Here is a 16,212-nt window from a genome sequence, read left to right as displayed (position 1 = left end):
TCGCTCGGATGGAAAATCGGTTGAAGGAGTGCGTGCGGCAAGGTGCTCAGGCCCGCGTGCCGGTATCGCGGGCGTCGCGAGGCCAGCGCACGGCCAGCACGACGCAGAGTGCGACGAGCACGGCCGCGACGGCGAACGCGCGCGCCGCGCCGGCCACGATTGCCGCGCCCTGGCCGGCGACGAGCGCGCCGAGCGCCGCGACGCCGATCGCGGCGCCCACCTGACGCGCGGTATTGAGGATCGCGGACGCGGTGGCCGAGCGGCCGGCCTCGACGCTGCCGAGCATCGTCGACGTCAGCGCGGGAATCGCGATGCCGCCGCCGATCGCCATCGCCACGAGCCCCGGCGCCAGCAGCGCGTACGGTGTGTGCGCGGCGAGCGTCCGCCACAGCCACACGTAGCCCGCGAGCGACACGGCGAGGCCGACGATGACGGTGGCGCGGAATCCGTGGCAGACCGCGAGCCGCGCGCTCGCGATGTTGGCGAGCATGATGATCGTGAGCGGCGCGAGCGCGAGCCCCGATTCGGTTGCCGTGAAGCCGCGCGCGTTCTGGAAATAGAGGCTGAGCGAGAAGATCAGCCCGTAGAACGCCGCATTCGTGATCGCGCCGATCGCGAGCACGCCCGGCACGCGCGCGATCCGGAAGAATGCGAGTGGCAGCATCGGCGCGGCCACGCGCCGTTCGATCGCGATGAACGACGCGCCGAGCGCGACCGACGCGATCAACGCGCCGGCCGCGTAAGGGTCGCCGATCCCGTGCGCCCCGGCCCGGATGATGCCGCCCGTCAGCAGCCCGAGCACGAGCACCGCGACGAGCTGGCCGACCGGATCGAACAGCCGTGTGCGCGCGGCGGCCGAATCCCGCACGTGGCGCAGCGTGAGCCACAGCCCGAACGCGCAGATCGGCAGGTTGATGAAGAAGATCGCGCGCCAGCCGAGCGAATCGATCAGCAGGCCGCCGAGCGTCGGCCCGGCCGCGCTGATCGCGCCGCCCGTCGCGCTCCACCACGCGACGGCTTTCACGCGTGCGGCGGCATCGTTGGCGCACGCATGCGTGATGAGCGCGAGCGACGTGGGCAGGATCATCGCGGCGCCGACGCCTTGCGCGACCCGCGCGGCAACCAGTGCCGCCAGCGACGGCGCGAGCGCGCAGCCGAGCGACGCGAGCAGGAACAGCGCAAGGCCGTACGCGAACAGACGGCGGCTGCCGAAGCGGTCGGCCAGCGTGCCGGACGTCAGCAGCAGCGCGGCGAACGACAGCGTGTAAGCATCGACGATCCACTGTAGCCCGTGGACGCTGGATCCGAACGCATGGCCGAGGCTCGGAATCGCGACGTTGACGACGGTCACGTCGAGCTGGACGATCGCGAAGCCGAGGCTCGCGGCCGCGACGGTCGGGAGGATGGCGCGCAGCGACGTGCGCGGCGAACCGGTGGTGGCGGTGGCGGTAGCGGGCAACGCGCGGTCGACTCGGTCGAGCGCCGGGGCACGGTCGCTCATCGCGGCTCCCGGTGCGTGCGGGACGTGTGGATGGTGCGGGACGGCAGGCGGTATCGATTCATCTGGCAGGTTTCCGTATGGCGGATCAAGGGAGCCGGCTGCCCGTCGGGCGCCGGCCGCAGCGTCGAATCCGACAGAAAACTAGCATCGACCCATTGGCGAATACAAATAATAAGCAACGATTTTTTAACAAGTATTCGTGTTAAAGGTCGGCACAAAACGCGGTGAACCGGTTCCGTCCGCATTGCTGAACTTATATCGATAATTTTTGTTTGCAATCGAATTAATATCATTTCGAAATGCAATGACGGTCTCCTAGTCTTGTCGAGCGCTTCGCCCCGAGGACGGCGGCGCGCGGCGGCGATGCCATGCCGCTCTTCGAACCAGATCTTTATACGAGAGACCTATGACCTATCTCGCAGATGCACGCATCGCTTTGACGGCAGCGGAATCCGCTCACATCCGCACGACGCTCGGCGCGCTGGATTACGACCCGGCCGGCGGCGCAGGCTATATCAGCGCAGTCCGAAAGCTGGCCTACAACGCGTTTCCCGACCGGATCGTCGATGCATTCGACCGGGCGAAGGCGCCGACGGCGGACGCGCACGGCTCGATCGAGATCGACAACCTGCCGATCGACGACGGCGTGACGGGCAGCCCGCGATTCGAGGAAACCGGCCGTTCGTTCAAGGCCGGCGTGCTCAGCGAGAACGTGCTGGTCGCGTTGAGCACGCTCGCCGGCGAGCCGTACTCGATCGCGCACGAAGGGCGCGAGCTGGTGAATAACCTGACGCCGCACAAGGCGACCGCGCGCGACTACACGGGCCTCGGCTCCGAGGTCGAGCTCGACTTCCATATCGAGAACGCCGCGCAGGCGCACATGCCGGAAGGCGACACGTCGCCGTTCGCGCTGCTGCTGCTCGGTGTGCGCAGCGAGGCCGGCGGCGGCCCGTACACGCGGCTCGCCGATGCGCGCCGCGCGCTGCAACTGCTGTCGCCGGACGATATCGCGCAACTCTACGGCGAGCACTACATCATCCGCGTGCCGTACCGGTGGCGCGGCGCGACGCCCACGCCGCGCGACAACACCGACCTGAGCGCGGTGCTGTCGGGGCCGCTCGACGCGCCGCGCGTGACGGTCGCGTTCTACCCGGACATGGTGCTGGCCGTCAACCCGCGCGCGCAGGAAGCGCTGGCCAACCTGTATCGCGCGGTGCGCGAGGTGTCGTTCGGCGTGCAGGTGTCACCGGGCAAGCTGGTGCTGATCAACAACCATTTCACGCTGCATTCGCGCGACCGCTTCGATCCGCAGTACGACGAGAACGACCGCGCGTTCCGCTGGGTGCAGCGCGTGTTCGTCGCGCGCAGCCTGTGGAATTTCCGAGCGTTCACGCCGCTGCAGGCACGCGTGTTCGACCCGAAGGCGCTGTATGCGGGCGAGTCGGCGCACGCGAGGCCTCCGTCGCCCGTCGTGCAACCGGTGCCGCGGCGTGCGGCCGTGGTCGAACTGGACGCAACGCCTGCGTGACCGGCCCGGCGGGGCAGCGACTGGCGTCGAACGTTGCCGGCCCGCTGCCCGCGCCCGCTTCGCGCATCCCCGAATAAAAACAGGATTCCACAAGACATGAGAAGAAACGCTTTTCCCGTCGCACGCCTCGCCCGCGTGCTGGCCGCCGCGCTGATCGCCGCGAACGCCGTCGCGGTACACGCCGCGTCGTTCGACTTGAGTCCCGAGCAGCCGGCACGGCAGCGCGGCGCGGCGAATCCGGCGGTCGAGCAGGCGCTGCCGGCCGGCTTCCGGTTCGCCGAGGCGAACACGCTGACGATCGGCATCGCGCCGAACCTGCCGCCGCTCAGCACCTATGCGACCGACGCGCGCACGGTGGTCGGCTTCGATCCCGATCTCGCGCAACTGATCGCGGACACCATCGGCCGCAAGCTGAAGATCGTGCCGCTCGCGTGGGCCGACTGGCCGCTCGCGCTGCAGTCCGGCAAGGTCGATGCGGTGATCTCGAACGTGACGGTGACCGAGCAGCGCAAGGAGAAGTTCGACTTCTCGACCTACCGGAAGGATCAGCTCGGCTTCTACGTGAAGACCGGCAGCAAGCTTGCCGCGATCCGCGAACCGAAGGATGTCGCGGGGCTGCGCGTCGTGACCGATTCGGGCACGAACCAGGAAAAGATCCTGCTCGAATGGAACCGGCAGAACGTCGCGCGCGGCCTCGCGCCGGTCGAGATCCAGTATTACGCGGATGCGGCCGAGCGCTGGGTCGCGCTGCAGTCGGGCCGGGTCGACACGATCTTCAGCGTGAATTCGATGCTCGCGTACCAGGCGTCGCTGCGCGGCGATGCAAAGCTGATCGGCACCGTCAGCGGCGGCTGGCCGCGCACCGCGGATATCGCGATCACGACCCGCAAGGGCAGCGGCCTCGCCGAGCCGCTGACGCTCGCGATCAATGCGCTGATCGCGAACGGCAGCTACCGGAAGGCGCTCGACCACTGGCGGCTGGATGCCGAGGCGATCGACCGGTCGCAGACCAATCCGCCGGGGTTGCCGCGTACCTGAGTACGGCACGCGGCGGGGCGCACGTGAGCGTCGTCGTAGCCGTCCTCCGCCCCGATCGCGTTGAAGTCGGCATTCACCGGCAACGTGAAACGGCCGTCGCGATCCGGCTACGGTGTGGCGCCGGGCTGTTTCGTGTCCGGCCCGCTGCCGGCGATCTCGATCGTCGTTTCCCAGCGGAAATAGCCCGATACGGCGCCGTCGCGATCGAGCACCGCGAAATCGGCCGTGCACGTGGTGGCGCCCGGGGCCAGCACCTCGCCGCGCCAGAAATGGTCCTTCATCGGCTGGCACGACGGATGCAGCAGGTCGTCGCCGTTCGGCACCGCCGTGGCGGCGTCGAGGATCTCCGCTTCGATCGGCGCGACGATGCCGGCGTCCTTCAGCGCGAACCGGACGAACAGCACGGTCACCTCCGCGCGCAGCGCCAGCGCGGTTTCGCGCAGATGAAGCCGGTCGCCCGGCGACAGGCCGGCAAAGAGCCGGTTGTCGTGGTGGCTGACCTGCCCGGCGTCGCCGGGGCTCAACACGTAGATGTGCCGGCCGTCGATCACGGTGGGCGCGTCGGCGTCCCGGCTCGCATCGGGATAGGCCGCCAGCAGCGTGACGGCGTCGACGATCGCGAGCGCATCGCAACGTACACCAGACATGAGCACGTCCTCCGCAACAAGGGGCGGGACGAGCGGCCGTCGTGCGGCCGCCCGCGTGCCGCGATCAGTTATGGATCGAGATGAACGGATCCCACGAGAAGCAGCCCTGGCTCTGGCAATTGCGATCGATGATCTGGAACAGGAAATGGTAGGTCACGCGGCCAACCTTCAGGCATTCGGACGACCAGTAGTAGTTCGCGACCTTCTGGCACGTCGGCACTTCGGGCTTGCTGGTGTTCGGCACCGGAATCGACGCCTCCGCGACGCGCGGCGTCGGCGTCGAGATCAGGTCGTTGCCGACGTTGCCGATGAACTTGTAGAACACCACCTGGTTCTCGAAGCCCAGCGACAGGCTCGTTTCGCGCCAGCGGATCAGGTCGCCGACCTGCGCCTTCAGGTCGAGCTCGCCGCCCGCCTGGCCGGAGATGACGTTGTCCTGGTTGGTCACCATATAGACGTAGTGCCAGTCGATCAGCGTGGGTGCCGCCGGATTCTTGCTGGGATTCGGATATTTTTTGAGGATGGTTTCGGTATCGAACGAAACGAGCACATCGGTAACGCGTGACATAGAAGCTCCCGTTTGAAGTAATGGGACTTATCGTTGCGAGAATTGCTTCGTGCGGCCACCATCGCCTTGTGCAGCAAGGCTTTTCACCGATATCGACACGTGCGGATGCGACCGCGAATGCAGATTATCCCGTTTGATTGCTTGTGGAAGCTGTAAAAGTAAACAGGCCGATAAAATGATTTATCGGGTTAATTTTAAAATCGGAATCAATCGAATCGATGCGTGACAAAAATATCGCGACATTGAATCTGTTAATTGATTGGCCGATCGTTGGCGGGGCCGGGAAGGGAGGCTTACCGATACGTCCAGAGCCGGTGCAGCACGAACGTCGTCGGCGGGATCAGCAGCGCGATCGCGACGACGCTCGTCGTGCGCGACGCATCCAGCGCCTCGGCGGCGCGCGCGAGCAGCAGCGTTTCGACGAACCCGGCGAGCGTGACCGCGAGAAAGCGCGTCGCATTGCGGGTGCGTACCGTCGACGAGAAGCTCCACAGCGTATTCGCCAGATACGAGAACACGGTGGCGCAGAGGAACGCGACCGCATTCGCGGTCACCGGCGTCGCATCGCGCAGCGCGAACAGCGCTGTCGCGACCAGCGCGTGAATCGCGGTCGAGCAGAGCCCGGACACGCCGAAGCGCACGAGCCGCGTGCGCTCGGCCTGGAGCAGGCCGATCATGGCGCCGGTGCGTTCAGCGCGCGCCGATGCGCGGCCGGGCCGGCTGCACGCGCCGGCGTGCGGGCTGACGGCGTGCATCGCGCGCGACCGGCAGTTCGATCACCTTGCCGTGCGCCTGGTAGCGGCGGCGGATCAGGTAGACGGGCCGTTGCTTCGATTCGTCGTAGATGCGCCCGACGTATTCGCCGACGACGCCGATCCCGATCAGCTCGATGCCGCCGATGAACAGCGTGACCGAGATCAGCGACGCATAGCCGAGCACCGGATTGCCGAACAGCAGCGTGCGCAGGATGATGAACGCGCCGTATACGAACGCGAGCGCCGCGATGCCGATGCCGATGTAGGTCCAGCTGCGCAGCGGCACGGTGCTGAAGCTGGTGATGCCTTCGAGCGCGAAATTCCACAGCTTCCAGCCGGAGAATTTCGAGTGCCCGGCGCTGCGCGGATCGCGCTGATATTCGACGATCACGGTCTTGTAGCCGACCCACGCGAACAGCCCTTTCATGAAGCGGTGCCGCTCGGGCAGGTTGCGCAGCGCGTTCACGACCTTGCGGTCCATCAGCCGGAAATCGCCGACGTTCTCGGGCAGCTTCACGTCCGACAGCAGGTTGTGCACGCGATAGTAGATCGCGGCGGCGGTGCGCTTCGCGAACGAATCGCACGCGCGGTTGCTGCGCTTGGCCGCGACGACCTCCGCGCCGTCGCGCCAGTGTTCGATCATCACGGGGATCAGGCTCGGTGGGTCCTGCAGGTCGGCGTCGAGCGGGATCACCGCATCGCCGGCCGCTTCGTCGAGGCCGGCCGTCAGCGCGGCCTCCTTGCCGAAGTTGCGGGTCAGATCGATCACGCGCACGCGCCGCTCGGCCGCGCCGATCCGGACCAGGCGTTCCAGCGTGTCGTCGCGGCTGCCGTCGTTCACGCAGACGATCTCGAAGCGGATCGCGTCGATCGCGCTCAGCAACGGAATCACGACGTCGAAGAAGCGCTCGACGGCTTCGCCTTCGTTGTAGAACGGCACGACCAGCGAGACGAGCGGCGTGTAGATGGATTCCCGCATGATGATTCCCCTTGTGATGTCGCTTTACCTGCCGGCGCCGAGCGACGGGCGGCCGGTGCGGCGCATGCCGTGCGCCGGGCGGTGGTGTGGCCGGAGCGGGTGGGTGAACCCGGTCTCGGTCGAGGTGTCGCGCGCGTCGGGCATCGACGGCACGTCGCGTCTTTCCCGGGCGATCCGGCTGACGAGCAGCGCGAGCGACGCGAGCGTCGCGAGCGGCATGAACTGGAACGACAGGTGCGGCACGATCGCGAGGCCCGCGAGCGGCATCGGCCACAGCAGCATCAGCCATTCGCGGTCGAAGCGCCGCCAGCCGCGCGTCGACGCATAGCGTGCGTACCACGCGATCACGATGCCGTACCACGTCAGGTCGTAGTCGTACAGATAGGGGCTGACGAGCAGGCATGCGCACGCGAGGGTCGCGGCGCGCAGGGCATACGAGCACGCGCCGCGCCACGCGTAGACGACGGCGACCGCGGCAACCGCCGCCGACAGCAGTTGAAGGCCGCGCGCGACGAGCGCGGGCCAGCCGGCCATCGTCGCGAGCGCGAATGCGGTCGGCATGCGAGCGAGCTTCGCGTGACCGGTGCCCACGATCGTGTAGACGTGGGCGATCAGGTGCGCGAACGCGATCCACGGGGCGACGCCGAACGCGAGCGTCGCGAGCAGGGCGCTGACGGCGATCGTCGCGGCCCATGCGGCCAGCGCGCGCCATTGGCCCGCGCACAGCAGCGCGAGCGGGAACAGCACCGCGAGCTGCGGCTTCATCGTCAGCAACCCGAAGCAGATCCCGGCGCAGACGGGGCGGCGTTTCAGCGCGAGCAGGCCGACGGCGGCGAGCGTCGCGGTGAAAAGGCTCGTCTGCCCGACGATCACCGTGAGGAACGCGCCGGGGAACGCGAGCGCGCACAGCCACGCGACATCGCGCTGCACGGTCGCGCGCATCGCCGCGGCGAACAGCGCGATGCCGATGCCGAGCCACAGCACGAGCGCCAGCGTGTACGGCAGCCAGCCGAGCGGCGCCACAAGCAGCAGCATCGTCGGCGGATAGAGCCACGGCAGCGTGCCGTCCGCGAGCGTCATCGTCGGGATGGCGAGCTTCTGGACCGCGAACAGCGCGGAGTAATGCCACGCGTCGGCGCCGTGCCCGTGCGCGGCGAGCCATGCGGCGCTCCAGACCGGCGAGAAATCCTGCGACAGCGGCTCCAGCGCGCCGCCGTGCGACAGGTGCACGCGGATCAGGTAAATGGCGATGAACAGCAGCTCCGTCAGCAGCACGGCGGCCGCATAGAGACGCACGCGATCGCGATTGAGCCAGTGCGGATGGCGGCGCGGGCCGGCGATCGGGAGTTCCGGGTGCAGATCGGCATTCGGGTGCGCGTGACGGGCGAACGACGGCGTCTTCATCGTGCGCTCCGCGACGCGAGCGCCGTGCGGCGCACGACGACGAACAGCACCGCGAGCAGCACGACCGGCCCGATCTGCGGCAGCTTCATCAGCCGGTTCAGCATTTCGAAGATCGGCAGCAGCCACGCGAGCACGAGAATGCCCTGGTCGCCGGGCAGCCAGCCTTCGTCGAGGCCGTGCGCGATCAGGCAGAAGAGCGCGATGCCGAGCCACGTCAGCTCGTAGTTCCACAGGTACGGCGTCGTCAGCAGCGTGGCGACGGCCAGCACCGCGCCGCGCAACCGCATGTCGCGCGTGCGGCGCCATACGTTGACAGCCGCGGCGAGCGCGACGAGCGCGACCGCCGCCTGGGCGGCCAGCGCGGCCGCCACCGGCGCGCCCGCGAGCCGCAGCGCGGCGAACGGCGTCGGCGACGCGAGCCAGTACGACGCGAGCATGAAATGCTGCGCGCGTACCGTCGCCATCGCATGACTCAGCCCGTGCAGCGCGGCGGGGCCGGCCAGCGCGACGCCGGCCGCCGCGAACAGCGTCGCGCTGAGCGCCGCCGCCGCGAAGGTGCGCCACGCACGCGTCGCGATCAGCACGAACGGGAACACGACGGCGAGTTGCGGCTTGATCGCGAGCAGCCCGATCAGCACGCCGGCCAGCACCGGCCGCCTGCCGAGCAGATGCAGCGCGAGCGCGGCGAGGCCGGCGGTCAGGATGCTGTTCTGGCCGAACAGCGCGGACATGCACACCGCCGAATACGCGACGACGACGAACGCCGCGGCGCGCGGCACGGGAAGATGCGCGCGCAGCCCCGACAAGCGCGAGACGGCGAACGCGTAGCATAAAAGACTGCCCGCGAAAAAGAGGAAGTAAGCGGGCAGGAAAGGCACGAGGGCAACCGGCGCGATGAACAGCAGCATCGTCGGCGGATAGAGCCAGGGAAGCGGCCGGTTTTGCAGATACGCACCGAAGTGCGCGAACTCGGCCTGCAGGAATGACGACGTGTCGTAGGCCGCCGCGGCATGGCCTTGCAACACGAGATGCGATGCGGTCCAGAAGACCGAGAAGTCGGTGCCGGGTCGGGCGGTGGCGTTCGACGTGAAGCCGTCGGTCACGACACCCCAGACGATCAGGAGCGCGACGAAGAGCATCAGCATGATGCAGCTGTACGGAATGATCCGGTCGGCCGTCAGCCATTGAGCACAGCGTATGGCGCGATCGCGCGTTTCACGATTGGCTGTGTACATGATGCCCCGTCTGTGGTTTGGCCGCGTGGTCTGTCGCGGCCGTTCGATGTTGTCGTGCCTGCGGATCGAATCGCGCTGAAATGGCGTTGTCCGGTGAATTCATTGTTGAAGAAAAAATCGCGTGATGCAAACCGCGCACGGCCGGCCGACATTGAATGTGTTCAGCGATTCGGGTGAAAACCGCCGTTTCTGGTATGAGAAAACGCCGCCGCCGGCATTCGTGTTTCTGGCCTGAAACATTCCGCGATTTTTACCGGCCGGGCATGCCGCGGAACCCGCGACGCCCGGGCGCGCCGCCGCGTTCGGGAAAATCCCGAGAAAATTTTTTCGGACCTTTGTGCAGCGCGATGACGGGGTTTCATGCCGGCTACATGCGCCGGCGCCACATATATCAAAGTTGAAACATTTCGGCGGCCGGGCGGTTGGCGGGAGGCCGGGTGGATCGCCGAAACCCTTGGTGCGTCTCGATTTCGCCCGGGATGGTCCGCTCTTTGCGTAAGCGTTGGCACGGCAGTCGACGATGTGACGAGCGGGCGGTTCGGGCAACAGGCAGCGGAACCGGCTCGCGAATCACCTGCGGAAAAAGTCGGGCCGGAGCGCGTCGGGGAACACGCAGCTCCCGTTCGATCCACCGCGGCAACCGTCGTCGAACGACCCGAGAGACCCGGTCGCTTCAGGGCAATAAGAAATCGGCATGGCAGTACATGGGGAATAAAAATGAAAGACCACAGCACATCGCGGATCGCAAGCCGCGTTAAAGACACATTGCGGCTTTGCCGGGAATTCATCTCCCGTTCAACCGGATTCCATGCGTCGGACGGCCGTCGTGCCGTTCAGTTCGATCGACCTGCCCGGTTCATCCGGCCGGTCGCACCGTACGCGCGTCTCTCATGCTCCGTCTCGCCGATACCCGTTCGCATGGACCGCGGTGGTCCGCCGCGTTTCCGCGACTGATCGTCGGCTTCCGATTTCCAGAGTAGTGCCGGTGGTGCCCACCCCCGACGTCATGACCGACGAAGGGTATTTCATAGCAGTCCGAAAGGAGAACGCTCATGTCAAGAATCATCGAAAAGATCGCGTGGTTCGTCCAGGATCAGGACGGTGTGACGGCCATTGAATACGGCCTGATCGCCGCGCTGATCGCGATCGGCATCGTCGCCGCGCTGGCGACGGTCGGTACGGATCTGAAGACCGTGTTCAGCACGATCGCCGCGGATCTGGACTCGGCGGTAGCAGGCATCTGATGGACGGTACGGCGAACGGTTCGCCCGAATCGTCCGGATCGTTCGTCGGCGCCACACGGCATCAACGACATTCCTCGACGTATCGATGCACGGTCGTCCGACCAGCCGGTGCGCGAGGGTTTTGAAAGTCACCACGCAAGGAGAACATCATGTCCAAGTTCATTCAACAAGCCGGCCGTTTCATTCGCGACGAAGACGGCGTGACCGCCATCGAATACGGCCTGATCGCCGCACTGATCGCAGTCGGCATCATCCTCGCGCTGTCGACCATCGGGAAGGATCTGAAGACCGTGTTCAGCACGATCGCGGCCGACCTCGATTCGGCGGTTGCAGGCATCTGATGGAGCGTGCCGTGGACGGCTCGGCTGGTGCAGCGTTCGAGCCGTCCCCGGCGATTCCGTCAACCGGACACCGGAGACCATCATGAAAGCCATCGTGCGTGTCGCCCGTCGCTGGATCGCCGACGAACGAGGTGTGACGTCGATCGAGTATGCGTTGCTCGCGTCGATGTTCGCCATCGCGGTACTGGGCAGCGTCGTCACGCTGAAGGGTTCGCTCGGCGATGCGTACGAGATGATCGCCGCGGCCGTGAGCACCGCCGTGACCACCGCGCTGGCGATGGCTTCCTGATCCACCGATTCGACCCGCGAGGTTCGCCATGTTTCCCGTTGCGCCGCCTTACCCGGTTCCGTTGTGCGTGACGCTGCTCGTGATCGCCGCGGCCAGCACCGACATCGCGACCCGTCGCATTCCGAACCGTCTCGTGCTGCTCGGCCTGGCCGGCGCGCTGGTTGCTCAGTGCCTGTTGCTCGGCGTGCCCGCGGGCGTGCTCGGCTGGCTCGCCGGCGCCGCGACCGGCTTCGGCCTGCTGCTGCCGTTCTACCTGCTGCGCGGCATGGCGGCGGGCGACGTGAAGCTGATGCTGGCGATCGGCGCATGGGTCGGCGCGGAAATGACGTTTTACATCGTGCTGGCCACGTTCCTGGCCGGCGGGATCGGCGCCGTCGCCTACGCGCTGCTGCGCGGGCGGATGCGCCGGATGTGGGCGAACGTGCGCACGCTGGTCGCGCGGCGCTCGCACGCGGCGCGCGCCGAGGCCGCCGACGGCCCGGTCGAGATCGCGTCGGTCGGCACGCTGCCGTACGGCGTCGCGATCGCGGCCGGCACGCTGGGCATGCTGTTCGCGTCGTGCGCATAGCGCGGCGGATCCGAAACGAGGACGCAACGATCATGAACACGAACCATACCGAACCGAGACGCGACGCGCAGGTGGCACGCCTGCCCGATCCGCTGCCGTCGCGGGAGGTCCACACGAAGCTGGGCGCGCAACTGCCGCCGGCGCCGCGCTCGCTAGCGGAAACCGGGTTGAGCATGGCGTTCGTCGCCGGCCTCGTGCTGAAGTCGACGCTGGTGCTCGGCCGCCCGTCGTACGGCGACCTGGTCGAGCGGCACTGCCTGCCGCTCGCGGTGCTCGACGACGTCTTTGCATTCCTGGTGCGCGAGCATCTCGTCGAGCTGACCCATCGCGGCGCGACCGATCTCGACGTGACGTTCCGCCTGACCGATGCGGGCCGCGTGCTCGCGCTCGAGGAGCGGGAACGCAGCGGCTACAGCGGTCCCGCGCCGGTGACGCTCGACGCGTATCTCGCGAGCGTGGCCGCGCATTCGGTGCGCAAGCTGCACATCGGCCAGAGCGACGTGTGGGCCGCGTTCGAGGGCGTCGTGATCGACACGGCGGTGCTCGATGCGGCGGCCGCCGCGCTGAATGCGGGCCGGCCGCTGCTGATCTACGGCCCGGCCGGCAGCGGCAAGACCTTTCTCGCCGAGCGGCTCGGCTCGCTGATGCACGGCCGCGTGCCGGTGCCGCACGCGATCTGCGCGGCGGGCGAAGTGATCCAGGTCTACGACCCGCTCGTGCACGTCGATGCGCAAGCCGCGTGCGGCGGCCAGTCGGTCGATCGGCGCTGGCGTCTGTGCCGGCGGCCGGTGGTGATGTCGGGCGGCGAGCTGACGCTCGACGAACTCGACCTGCGTCGCGACGAAGCGGCCGGCTTCTACCAGGCGCCGCCGCACATGAAGGCGAACATGGGCATGTACGTCGTCGACGATCTGGGCCGCCAGCGCGTCGAGCCGCGCGACCTGCTCAACCGCTGGCTGCGTCCGCTCGATCGCGGCGTCGATTTCATGACGCTCGAATCCGGCAACCGCTTCGTGCTGCCGTTCGACGTGTGGCCCGTGTTCTCGAGCAACCTCGCGCCGGAGCAGTTCTGCGACGACGCGTTCATGCGCCGCCTCGGCTCGAAGCTGCATGTCGGCGCGATGTCGATCGACGACTACCGCGCGGTATACGACGCGGCCTGCGCGACGCTCGGGCTCGTCTCGGCGAGCGATGCCTTCGATTTCCTGCTGCATCGGCTGCATCTGCCGACCGGCAAGGCGTTTCTTGCGTGCTTCCCGGCGGACCTGCTGCGCCTCGTGGCCGCCGGCGCGCGTTACCGCGGCGATCCGCCCGAGGTGACGCACGACGCGCTGTACGACGCGTGGGCGAGTTATTTCGGCGCGGCGCCCGAACGGGACGGCGGCCATCCGCCGCCCATCGAGCGCGGAGGCCGTACGTTCGTCACCGGTTGAGCGGTTTCTTTCACGATTCGTCGAGGAGCATTGCCATGAAAAACAGTCGAGCGGTCATGATGCTGGTCGTCGCGATGATCGCGGGTCTTGCCGCGGTCGTATTCGCCTCCCACTGGCTGATGCAGACATCCACGAGCTCGGTCACGTCCGTCGCGGTGGCCACCACCGACCTGAACCTGGGCGAGCCGCTCGGGCCGAACCAGATCCACATGGTGAGCTGGCCGTCGGGCAGCGTGCCCACCGGCGCGTTCACCGATACGAAGGCGCTCGAAGGGCGCGTCGTACGCACCAGCCTCGCGCGCGGCGAGCCGGTGATCGAGTCGAAGCTCGCGCCGGTCGGCACGAAGGGCGGGCTGTCCGCAGTGATCGCCGACGGCAGCCGCGCGATCACGGTGCGCGTGAACGACGTGGTCGGCGTCGCGGGCTTCGCGCTGCCCGGCAACTACGTCGACGTGATCGTCAACACGCAGGAACAGCAAGGCAAGACCGACGGGCAGAGCATCTCGAAGATCGTGCTCGAGCACATCCTCGTGCTCGCCGTCGCGCAGCAGGTCAGCCGCGACGACACGGCGCCGAAGGTGGTCAACGCGGTGACGCTGGAAGTCACGCCCGACCAGGCCGAACGGCTCGACCTCGCACGCAGCGTCGGCACGCTGTCGCTGGTGCTGCGCAACCAGGTCGACCAGAAGACGCTGGCCACCGGCGGCGCGACGAAGATGACGCTGCTCGGCAAGGCGCCCGCACCGGAAGCGCCGCCGGCGCCCGTCCATGCGCGGCCGGTGCGCGTGCACGTCGCGTCGCATGCGGCGCCGGAAGTCCGGCGCGACTGCGTCGGTGTGCTGTCGGGCGTGAAGGGCAGCGTCGAATGTTTCTGAAGCAGATCGAACCAGCCAGATAAACAAACCGGCCGCCGGCAACGCGCGGCGGCCTTGGAAGTCGATAACCGGCACGGCGCCGGTCTCTCGGGGGATCAGACGAAATGAAGATCAAACCGCAACGCACAGGTACCGGCCCACTGCGCACACGCGTCGCACGGGGCACGATGATGGCCGCGATCCTCTGTTCGGGATGGCTGACCGTATATGGCGCACTCGCCCAGGAAGGCATCGAATCGGCGGTGCTGACCAAGGGCGGCGCCAGCGCGCCGGCCGCGGTCGGCAAGGGGCCGATGCAGATGACGATCAGCATGTCGCCGGCGCCGGCCGCCGCGCCCGCCGCATCGGCGGGGCCGCTGCGCGGGCCGAACTGCGTTGGCGCCGTGCGCGAATCGACCAGCGTCGCGGTGCCGCTCGGCAAGTCGCTGCTGGTGCCGATGCCGGAGCCGGTCCGCAACCGGACGATCGGCAATCCGGCCGTCGCGCAGGCGACGATGGTGTCGCCGCAGACGCTGTACATCCTCGGGCTCGCGGTCGGCACGACCAACATGATCGTGCAGGGCAGGAGCGGTGCGTGCCGCGTGATCGACGTCGCGGTCGGCGCGGACGCCGGCGGCCTGCAGGCGTCGCTGCTGCAACTGATGCCGAACGAGCGCGACATTCACGTGTCGACCGCGGCCGGCACGATCGTGCTCGCCGGCACCGTGTCGAGCTCGCAGGCCGCGCAGCAGGCCGTGCAGATCGCCCATGCGTACGGCGACAACGCGGGCGAAGGCGCGGGCGGCGGCAAGCAGGGCGGCGGCGTGCTCAACATGCTGAACGTCACGTCGCCGCAGCAGGTGATGCTCGAGGTGAAGGTGGCCGAGGTGTCGAAGACGCTGATCAACCAGATGGGCAGCGCGTTCAACATCCAGGGCGGGTTCGGTTCGTGGAGCGGCGCGCTGGTCAGCAACCTGCTCGCCGGTGTCGCGAGCGGCGCCATCTTCAACAAGGCGAACAACAAGCCGTTCAGCATCGCGGCCGACGCGCAGAACACCGACAACCTCGTCAAGATCCTCGCGGAGCCGAACCTCGTGACGATCAGCGGCCAGGAAGCGACGTTCCTCGCGGGCGGCAAGATCTTCATCCCGATCCCGCAGAGCAGCGGCAACGGCACGTCGTCGATCACGCTGCAGGAAGAGGAATTCGGCGTCGCGCTGAAGTTCACGCCGACGGTGCTGGCCAACGGCCGGATCAGCCTGAAGGTCGCGCCGGAAGTGTCGGAGCTGTCGCAGACGGGCGTCACGCTGAGCGCGACCAACATCGGCGGCACGTCGATCCTGCCGCTGATCACGACGCGGCGCGCATCGACGACGGTGCAGATGAGCGACGGCGAATCGTTCGCGATCGGCGGGCTGATCAAGGACAACGCGACCGGCGCGCTGAAGGCGATCCCCGGCGTCGGCGAAGTGCCGGTGCTCGGCGCGCTGTTTCGCAGCACGTCGTTCCAGCAGGACCGCACCGAGCTGATCTTCCTGATCACGCCGCACCTGGTGAAGCCGCTGCAGACCGCCGACGTCGCGCTGCCGACCGACAGCTTCTCGAAGCCGAACGAAATCGACGTGTATGCGACCGGCAACATGGAAGGCCGCCGCGGCGTGCGCAAGGCAGGCGCCCAGCCGATGCAGCCCGCGAACGATGCCGCCGCCGCGCCGCAGACACCGGCCCAGGGGCCCGCACCCGCTCCGGCGCCGAAATCGGAAGCCCCGGTCGCGCCGGCCGCGCTGCCCGCGCCGCGCGCGCCGCAAGCCGCCGTGCAGCCTGTCTC

The 16,212-nt window shown here is 67.8% G+C and carries 16 protein-coding genes; 9 read left to right on the top strand and 7 right to left on the bottom strand.

Features of this window, described 5'->3' with window-relative positions:
* Window positions 1-46: 46 nt before the first annotated feature.
* The gene (locus QZM15_RS28320; RefSeq protein ID WP_302107700.1) at window positions 47-1,501 is read right to left on the bottom strand and encodes an MFS transporter; all 1,455 of its coding nucleotides are present in this window, start codon (window positions 1,499-1,501) and stop codon (window positions 47-49) included.
* Window positions 1,502-1,907: 406 nt separating this feature from the next.
* On the opposite strand from QZM15_RS28320, the gene QZM15_RS28315 reads away from it, so the two are divergent.
* A complete protein-coding gene (locus QZM15_RS28315; RefSeq protein ID WP_302107699.1) occupies window positions 1,908-3,029 on the top strand; it encodes a TauD/TfdA family dioxygenase in 1,122 nt (373 codons plus the stop codon).
* A gap of 96 nt (window positions 3,030-3,125) precedes the next feature.
* Window positions 3,126-4,067 carry an ABC transporter substrate-binding protein gene (locus tag QZM15_RS28310; protein ID WP_302107698.1) on the top strand — a complete coding sequence of 314 codons (942 nt, stop codon included), beginning with the start codon at window positions 3,126-3,128 and terminating at the stop codon, window positions 4,065-4,067.
* 107 nt (window positions 4,068-4,174) lie between these two features.
* Here QZM15_RS28310 and QZM15_RS28305 read toward each other — a convergent pair whose 3' ends face one another.
* From QZM15_RS28305 to QZM15_RS28280, 6 genes are all read right to left on the bottom strand, one after another.
* The gene (locus QZM15_RS28305; protein ID WP_302107697.1) at window positions 4,175-4,714 is read right to left on the bottom strand and encodes an AidA/PixA family protein; all 540 of its coding nucleotides are present in this window, start codon (window positions 4,712-4,714) and stop codon (window positions 4,175-4,177) included.
* 64 nt (window positions 4,715-4,778) lie between these two features.
* Window positions 4,779-5,282, bottom strand: coding sequence for an inclusion body family protein (locus QZM15_RS28300; RefSeq protein WP_059577607.1), 504 nt, complete (start codon window positions 5,280-5,282; stop codon window positions 4,779-4,781).
* Between the two features lie 293 nt (window positions 5,283-5,575).
* A complete protein-coding gene (locus tag QZM15_RS28295; RefSeq protein ID WP_059578014.1) occupies window positions 5,576-5,959 on the bottom strand; it encodes a GtrA family protein in 384 nt (127 codons plus the stop codon).
* A gap of 13 nt (window positions 5,960-5,972) precedes the next feature.
* Window positions 5,973-7,016 (bottom strand): glycosyltransferase family 2 protein, encoded by a 1,044-nt coding sequence (locus QZM15_RS28290; RefSeq protein WP_059577610.1) that lies wholly within the window; start codon window positions 7,014-7,016, stop codon window positions 5,973-5,975.
* 24 nt (window positions 7,017-7,040) lie between these two features.
* Window positions 7,041-8,420 carry a glycosyltransferase family 87 protein gene (locus QZM15_RS28285; protein ID WP_060010548.1) on the bottom strand — a complete coding sequence of 460 codons (1,380 nt, stop codon included), beginning with the start codon at window positions 8,418-8,420 and terminating at the stop codon, window positions 7,041-7,043.
* Window positions 8,417-9,655, bottom strand: coding sequence for a glycosyltransferase family 87 protein (locus QZM15_RS28280; RefSeq protein WP_060010546.1), 1,239 nt, complete (start codon window positions 9,653-9,655; stop codon window positions 8,417-8,419). Before QZM15_RS28280 ends, QZM15_RS28285 begins: the two co-directional genes overlap by 4 nt.
* A gap of 1,052 nt (window positions 9,656-10,707) precedes the next feature.
* Between QZM15_RS28280 and QZM15_RS28275 the strand changes: the two genes are divergently transcribed.
* The 7 genes from QZM15_RS28275 to QZM15_RS28245 form a co-directional block, all read left to right on the top strand.
* On the top strand, window positions 10,708-10,899 hold the full coding sequence (locus tag QZM15_RS28275) for a Flp family type IVb pilin (RefSeq protein ID WP_006483618.1): 192 nt from the start codon (window positions 10,708-10,710) through the stop codon (window positions 10,897-10,899).
* Window positions 10,900-11,048: 149 nt separating this feature from the next.
* A complete protein-coding gene (locus QZM15_RS28270; RefSeq protein WP_059577621.1) occupies window positions 11,049-11,240 on the top strand; it encodes a Flp family type IVb pilin in 192 nt (63 codons plus the stop codon).
* An 82-nt stretch (window positions 11,241-11,322) separates the two neighbouring features.
* A complete protein-coding gene (locus QZM15_RS28265; protein WP_060313811.1) occupies window positions 11,323-11,529 on the top strand; it encodes a Flp family type IVb pilin in 207 nt (68 codons plus the stop codon).
* A gap of 28 nt (window positions 11,530-11,557) precedes the next feature.
* Window positions 11,558-12,097, top strand: a complete 540-nt coding sequence (locus tag QZM15_RS28260) for a prepilin peptidase (protein ID WP_059577626.1) — start codon at window positions 11,558-11,560, stop codon at window positions 12,095-12,097.
* Between the two features lie 32 nt (window positions 12,098-12,129).
* Complete coding sequence (locus QZM15_RS28255) at window positions 12,130-13,530, top strand: hypothetical protein (protein WP_059577629.1); 1,401 nt, start codon at window positions 12,130-12,132, stop codon at window positions 13,528-13,530.
* A 35-nt stretch (window positions 13,531-13,565) separates the two neighbouring features.
* Window positions 13,566-14,405: a Flp pilus assembly protein CpaB gene (cpaB, locus tag QZM15_RS28250; RefSeq protein ID WP_059577632.1), complete on the top strand. Its 840-nt coding sequence runs from the start codon at window positions 13,566-13,568 to the stop codon at window positions 14,403-14,405.
* A gap of 104 nt (window positions 14,406-14,509) precedes the next feature.
* On the top strand, window positions 14,510-16,212 hold a 1,703-nt coding region (locus QZM15_RS28245; protein ID WP_302107696.1), incomplete at its 3' end, for a type II and III secretion system protein family protein.

This window comes from Burkholderia sp. AU44665 (assembly GCF_030504405.1).
Lineage (GTDB): Bacteria > Pseudomonadota > Gammaproteobacteria > Burkholderiales > Burkholderiaceae > Burkholderia > Burkholderia semiarida.
This window is presented reverse-complemented; position numbering and strand designations above follow the sequence as displayed.

Bases quoted from the DNA above. Each gene is read 5' to 3' on its own strand.
- QZM15_RS28320 (WP_302107700.1), bottom strand. From the start codon at position 1,501: ATGAGCGACCGTGCCCCGGCGCTCGACCGAGTCGACCGCGCGTTGCCC.
- QZM15_RS28315 (WP_302107699.1), top strand. From the start codon at position 1,908: ATGACCTATCTCGCAGATGCACGCATCGCTTTGACGGCAGCGGAATCC.
- QZM15_RS28310 (WP_302107698.1), top strand. From the start codon at position 3,126: ATGAGAAGAAACGCTTTTCCCGTCGCACGCCTCGCCCGCGTGCTGGCC.
- QZM15_RS28305 (WP_302107697.1), bottom strand. From the start codon at position 4,714: ATGTCTGGTGTACGTTGCGATGCGCTCGCGATCGTCGACGCCGTCACG.
- QZM15_RS28300 (WP_059577607.1), bottom strand. From the start codon at position 5,282: ATGTCACGCGTTACCGATGTGCTCGTTTCGTTCGATACCGAAACCATC.
- QZM15_RS28295 (WP_059578014.1), bottom strand. From the start codon at position 5,959: ATGATCGGCCTGCTCCAGGCCGAGCGCACGCGGCTCGTGCGCTTCGGC.
- QZM15_RS28290 (WP_059577610.1), bottom strand. From the start codon at position 7,016: ATGCGGGAATCCATCTACACGCCGCTCGTCTCGCTGGTCGTGCCGTTC.
- QZM15_RS28285 (WP_060010548.1), bottom strand. From the start codon at position 8,420: ATGAAGACGCCGTCGTTCGCCCGTCACGCGCACCCGAATGCCGATCTG.
- QZM15_RS28280 (WP_060010546.1), bottom strand. From the start codon at position 9,655: ATGTACACAGCCAATCGTGAAACGCGCGATCGCGCCATACGCTGTGCT.
- QZM15_RS28275 (WP_006483618.1), top strand. From the start codon at position 10,708: ATGTCAAGAATCATCGAAAAGATCGCGTGGTTCGTCCAGGATCAGGAC.
- QZM15_RS28270 (WP_059577621.1), top strand. From the start codon at position 11,049: ATGTCCAAGTTCATTCAACAAGCCGGCCGTTTCATTCGCGACGAAGAC.
- QZM15_RS28265 (WP_060313811.1), top strand. From the start codon at position 11,323: ATGAAAGCCATCGTGCGTGTCGCCCGTCGCTGGATCGCCGACGAACGA.
- QZM15_RS28260 (WP_059577626.1), top strand. From the start codon at position 11,558: ATGTTTCCCGTTGCGCCGCCTTACCCGGTTCCGTTGTGCGTGACGCTG.
- QZM15_RS28255 (WP_059577629.1), top strand. From the start codon at position 12,130: ATGAACACGAACCATACCGAACCGAGACGCGACGCGCAGGTGGCACGC.
- cpaB (WP_059577632.1), top strand. From the start codon at position 13,566: ATGAAAAACAGTCGAGCGGTCATGATGCTGGTCGTCGCGATGATCGCG.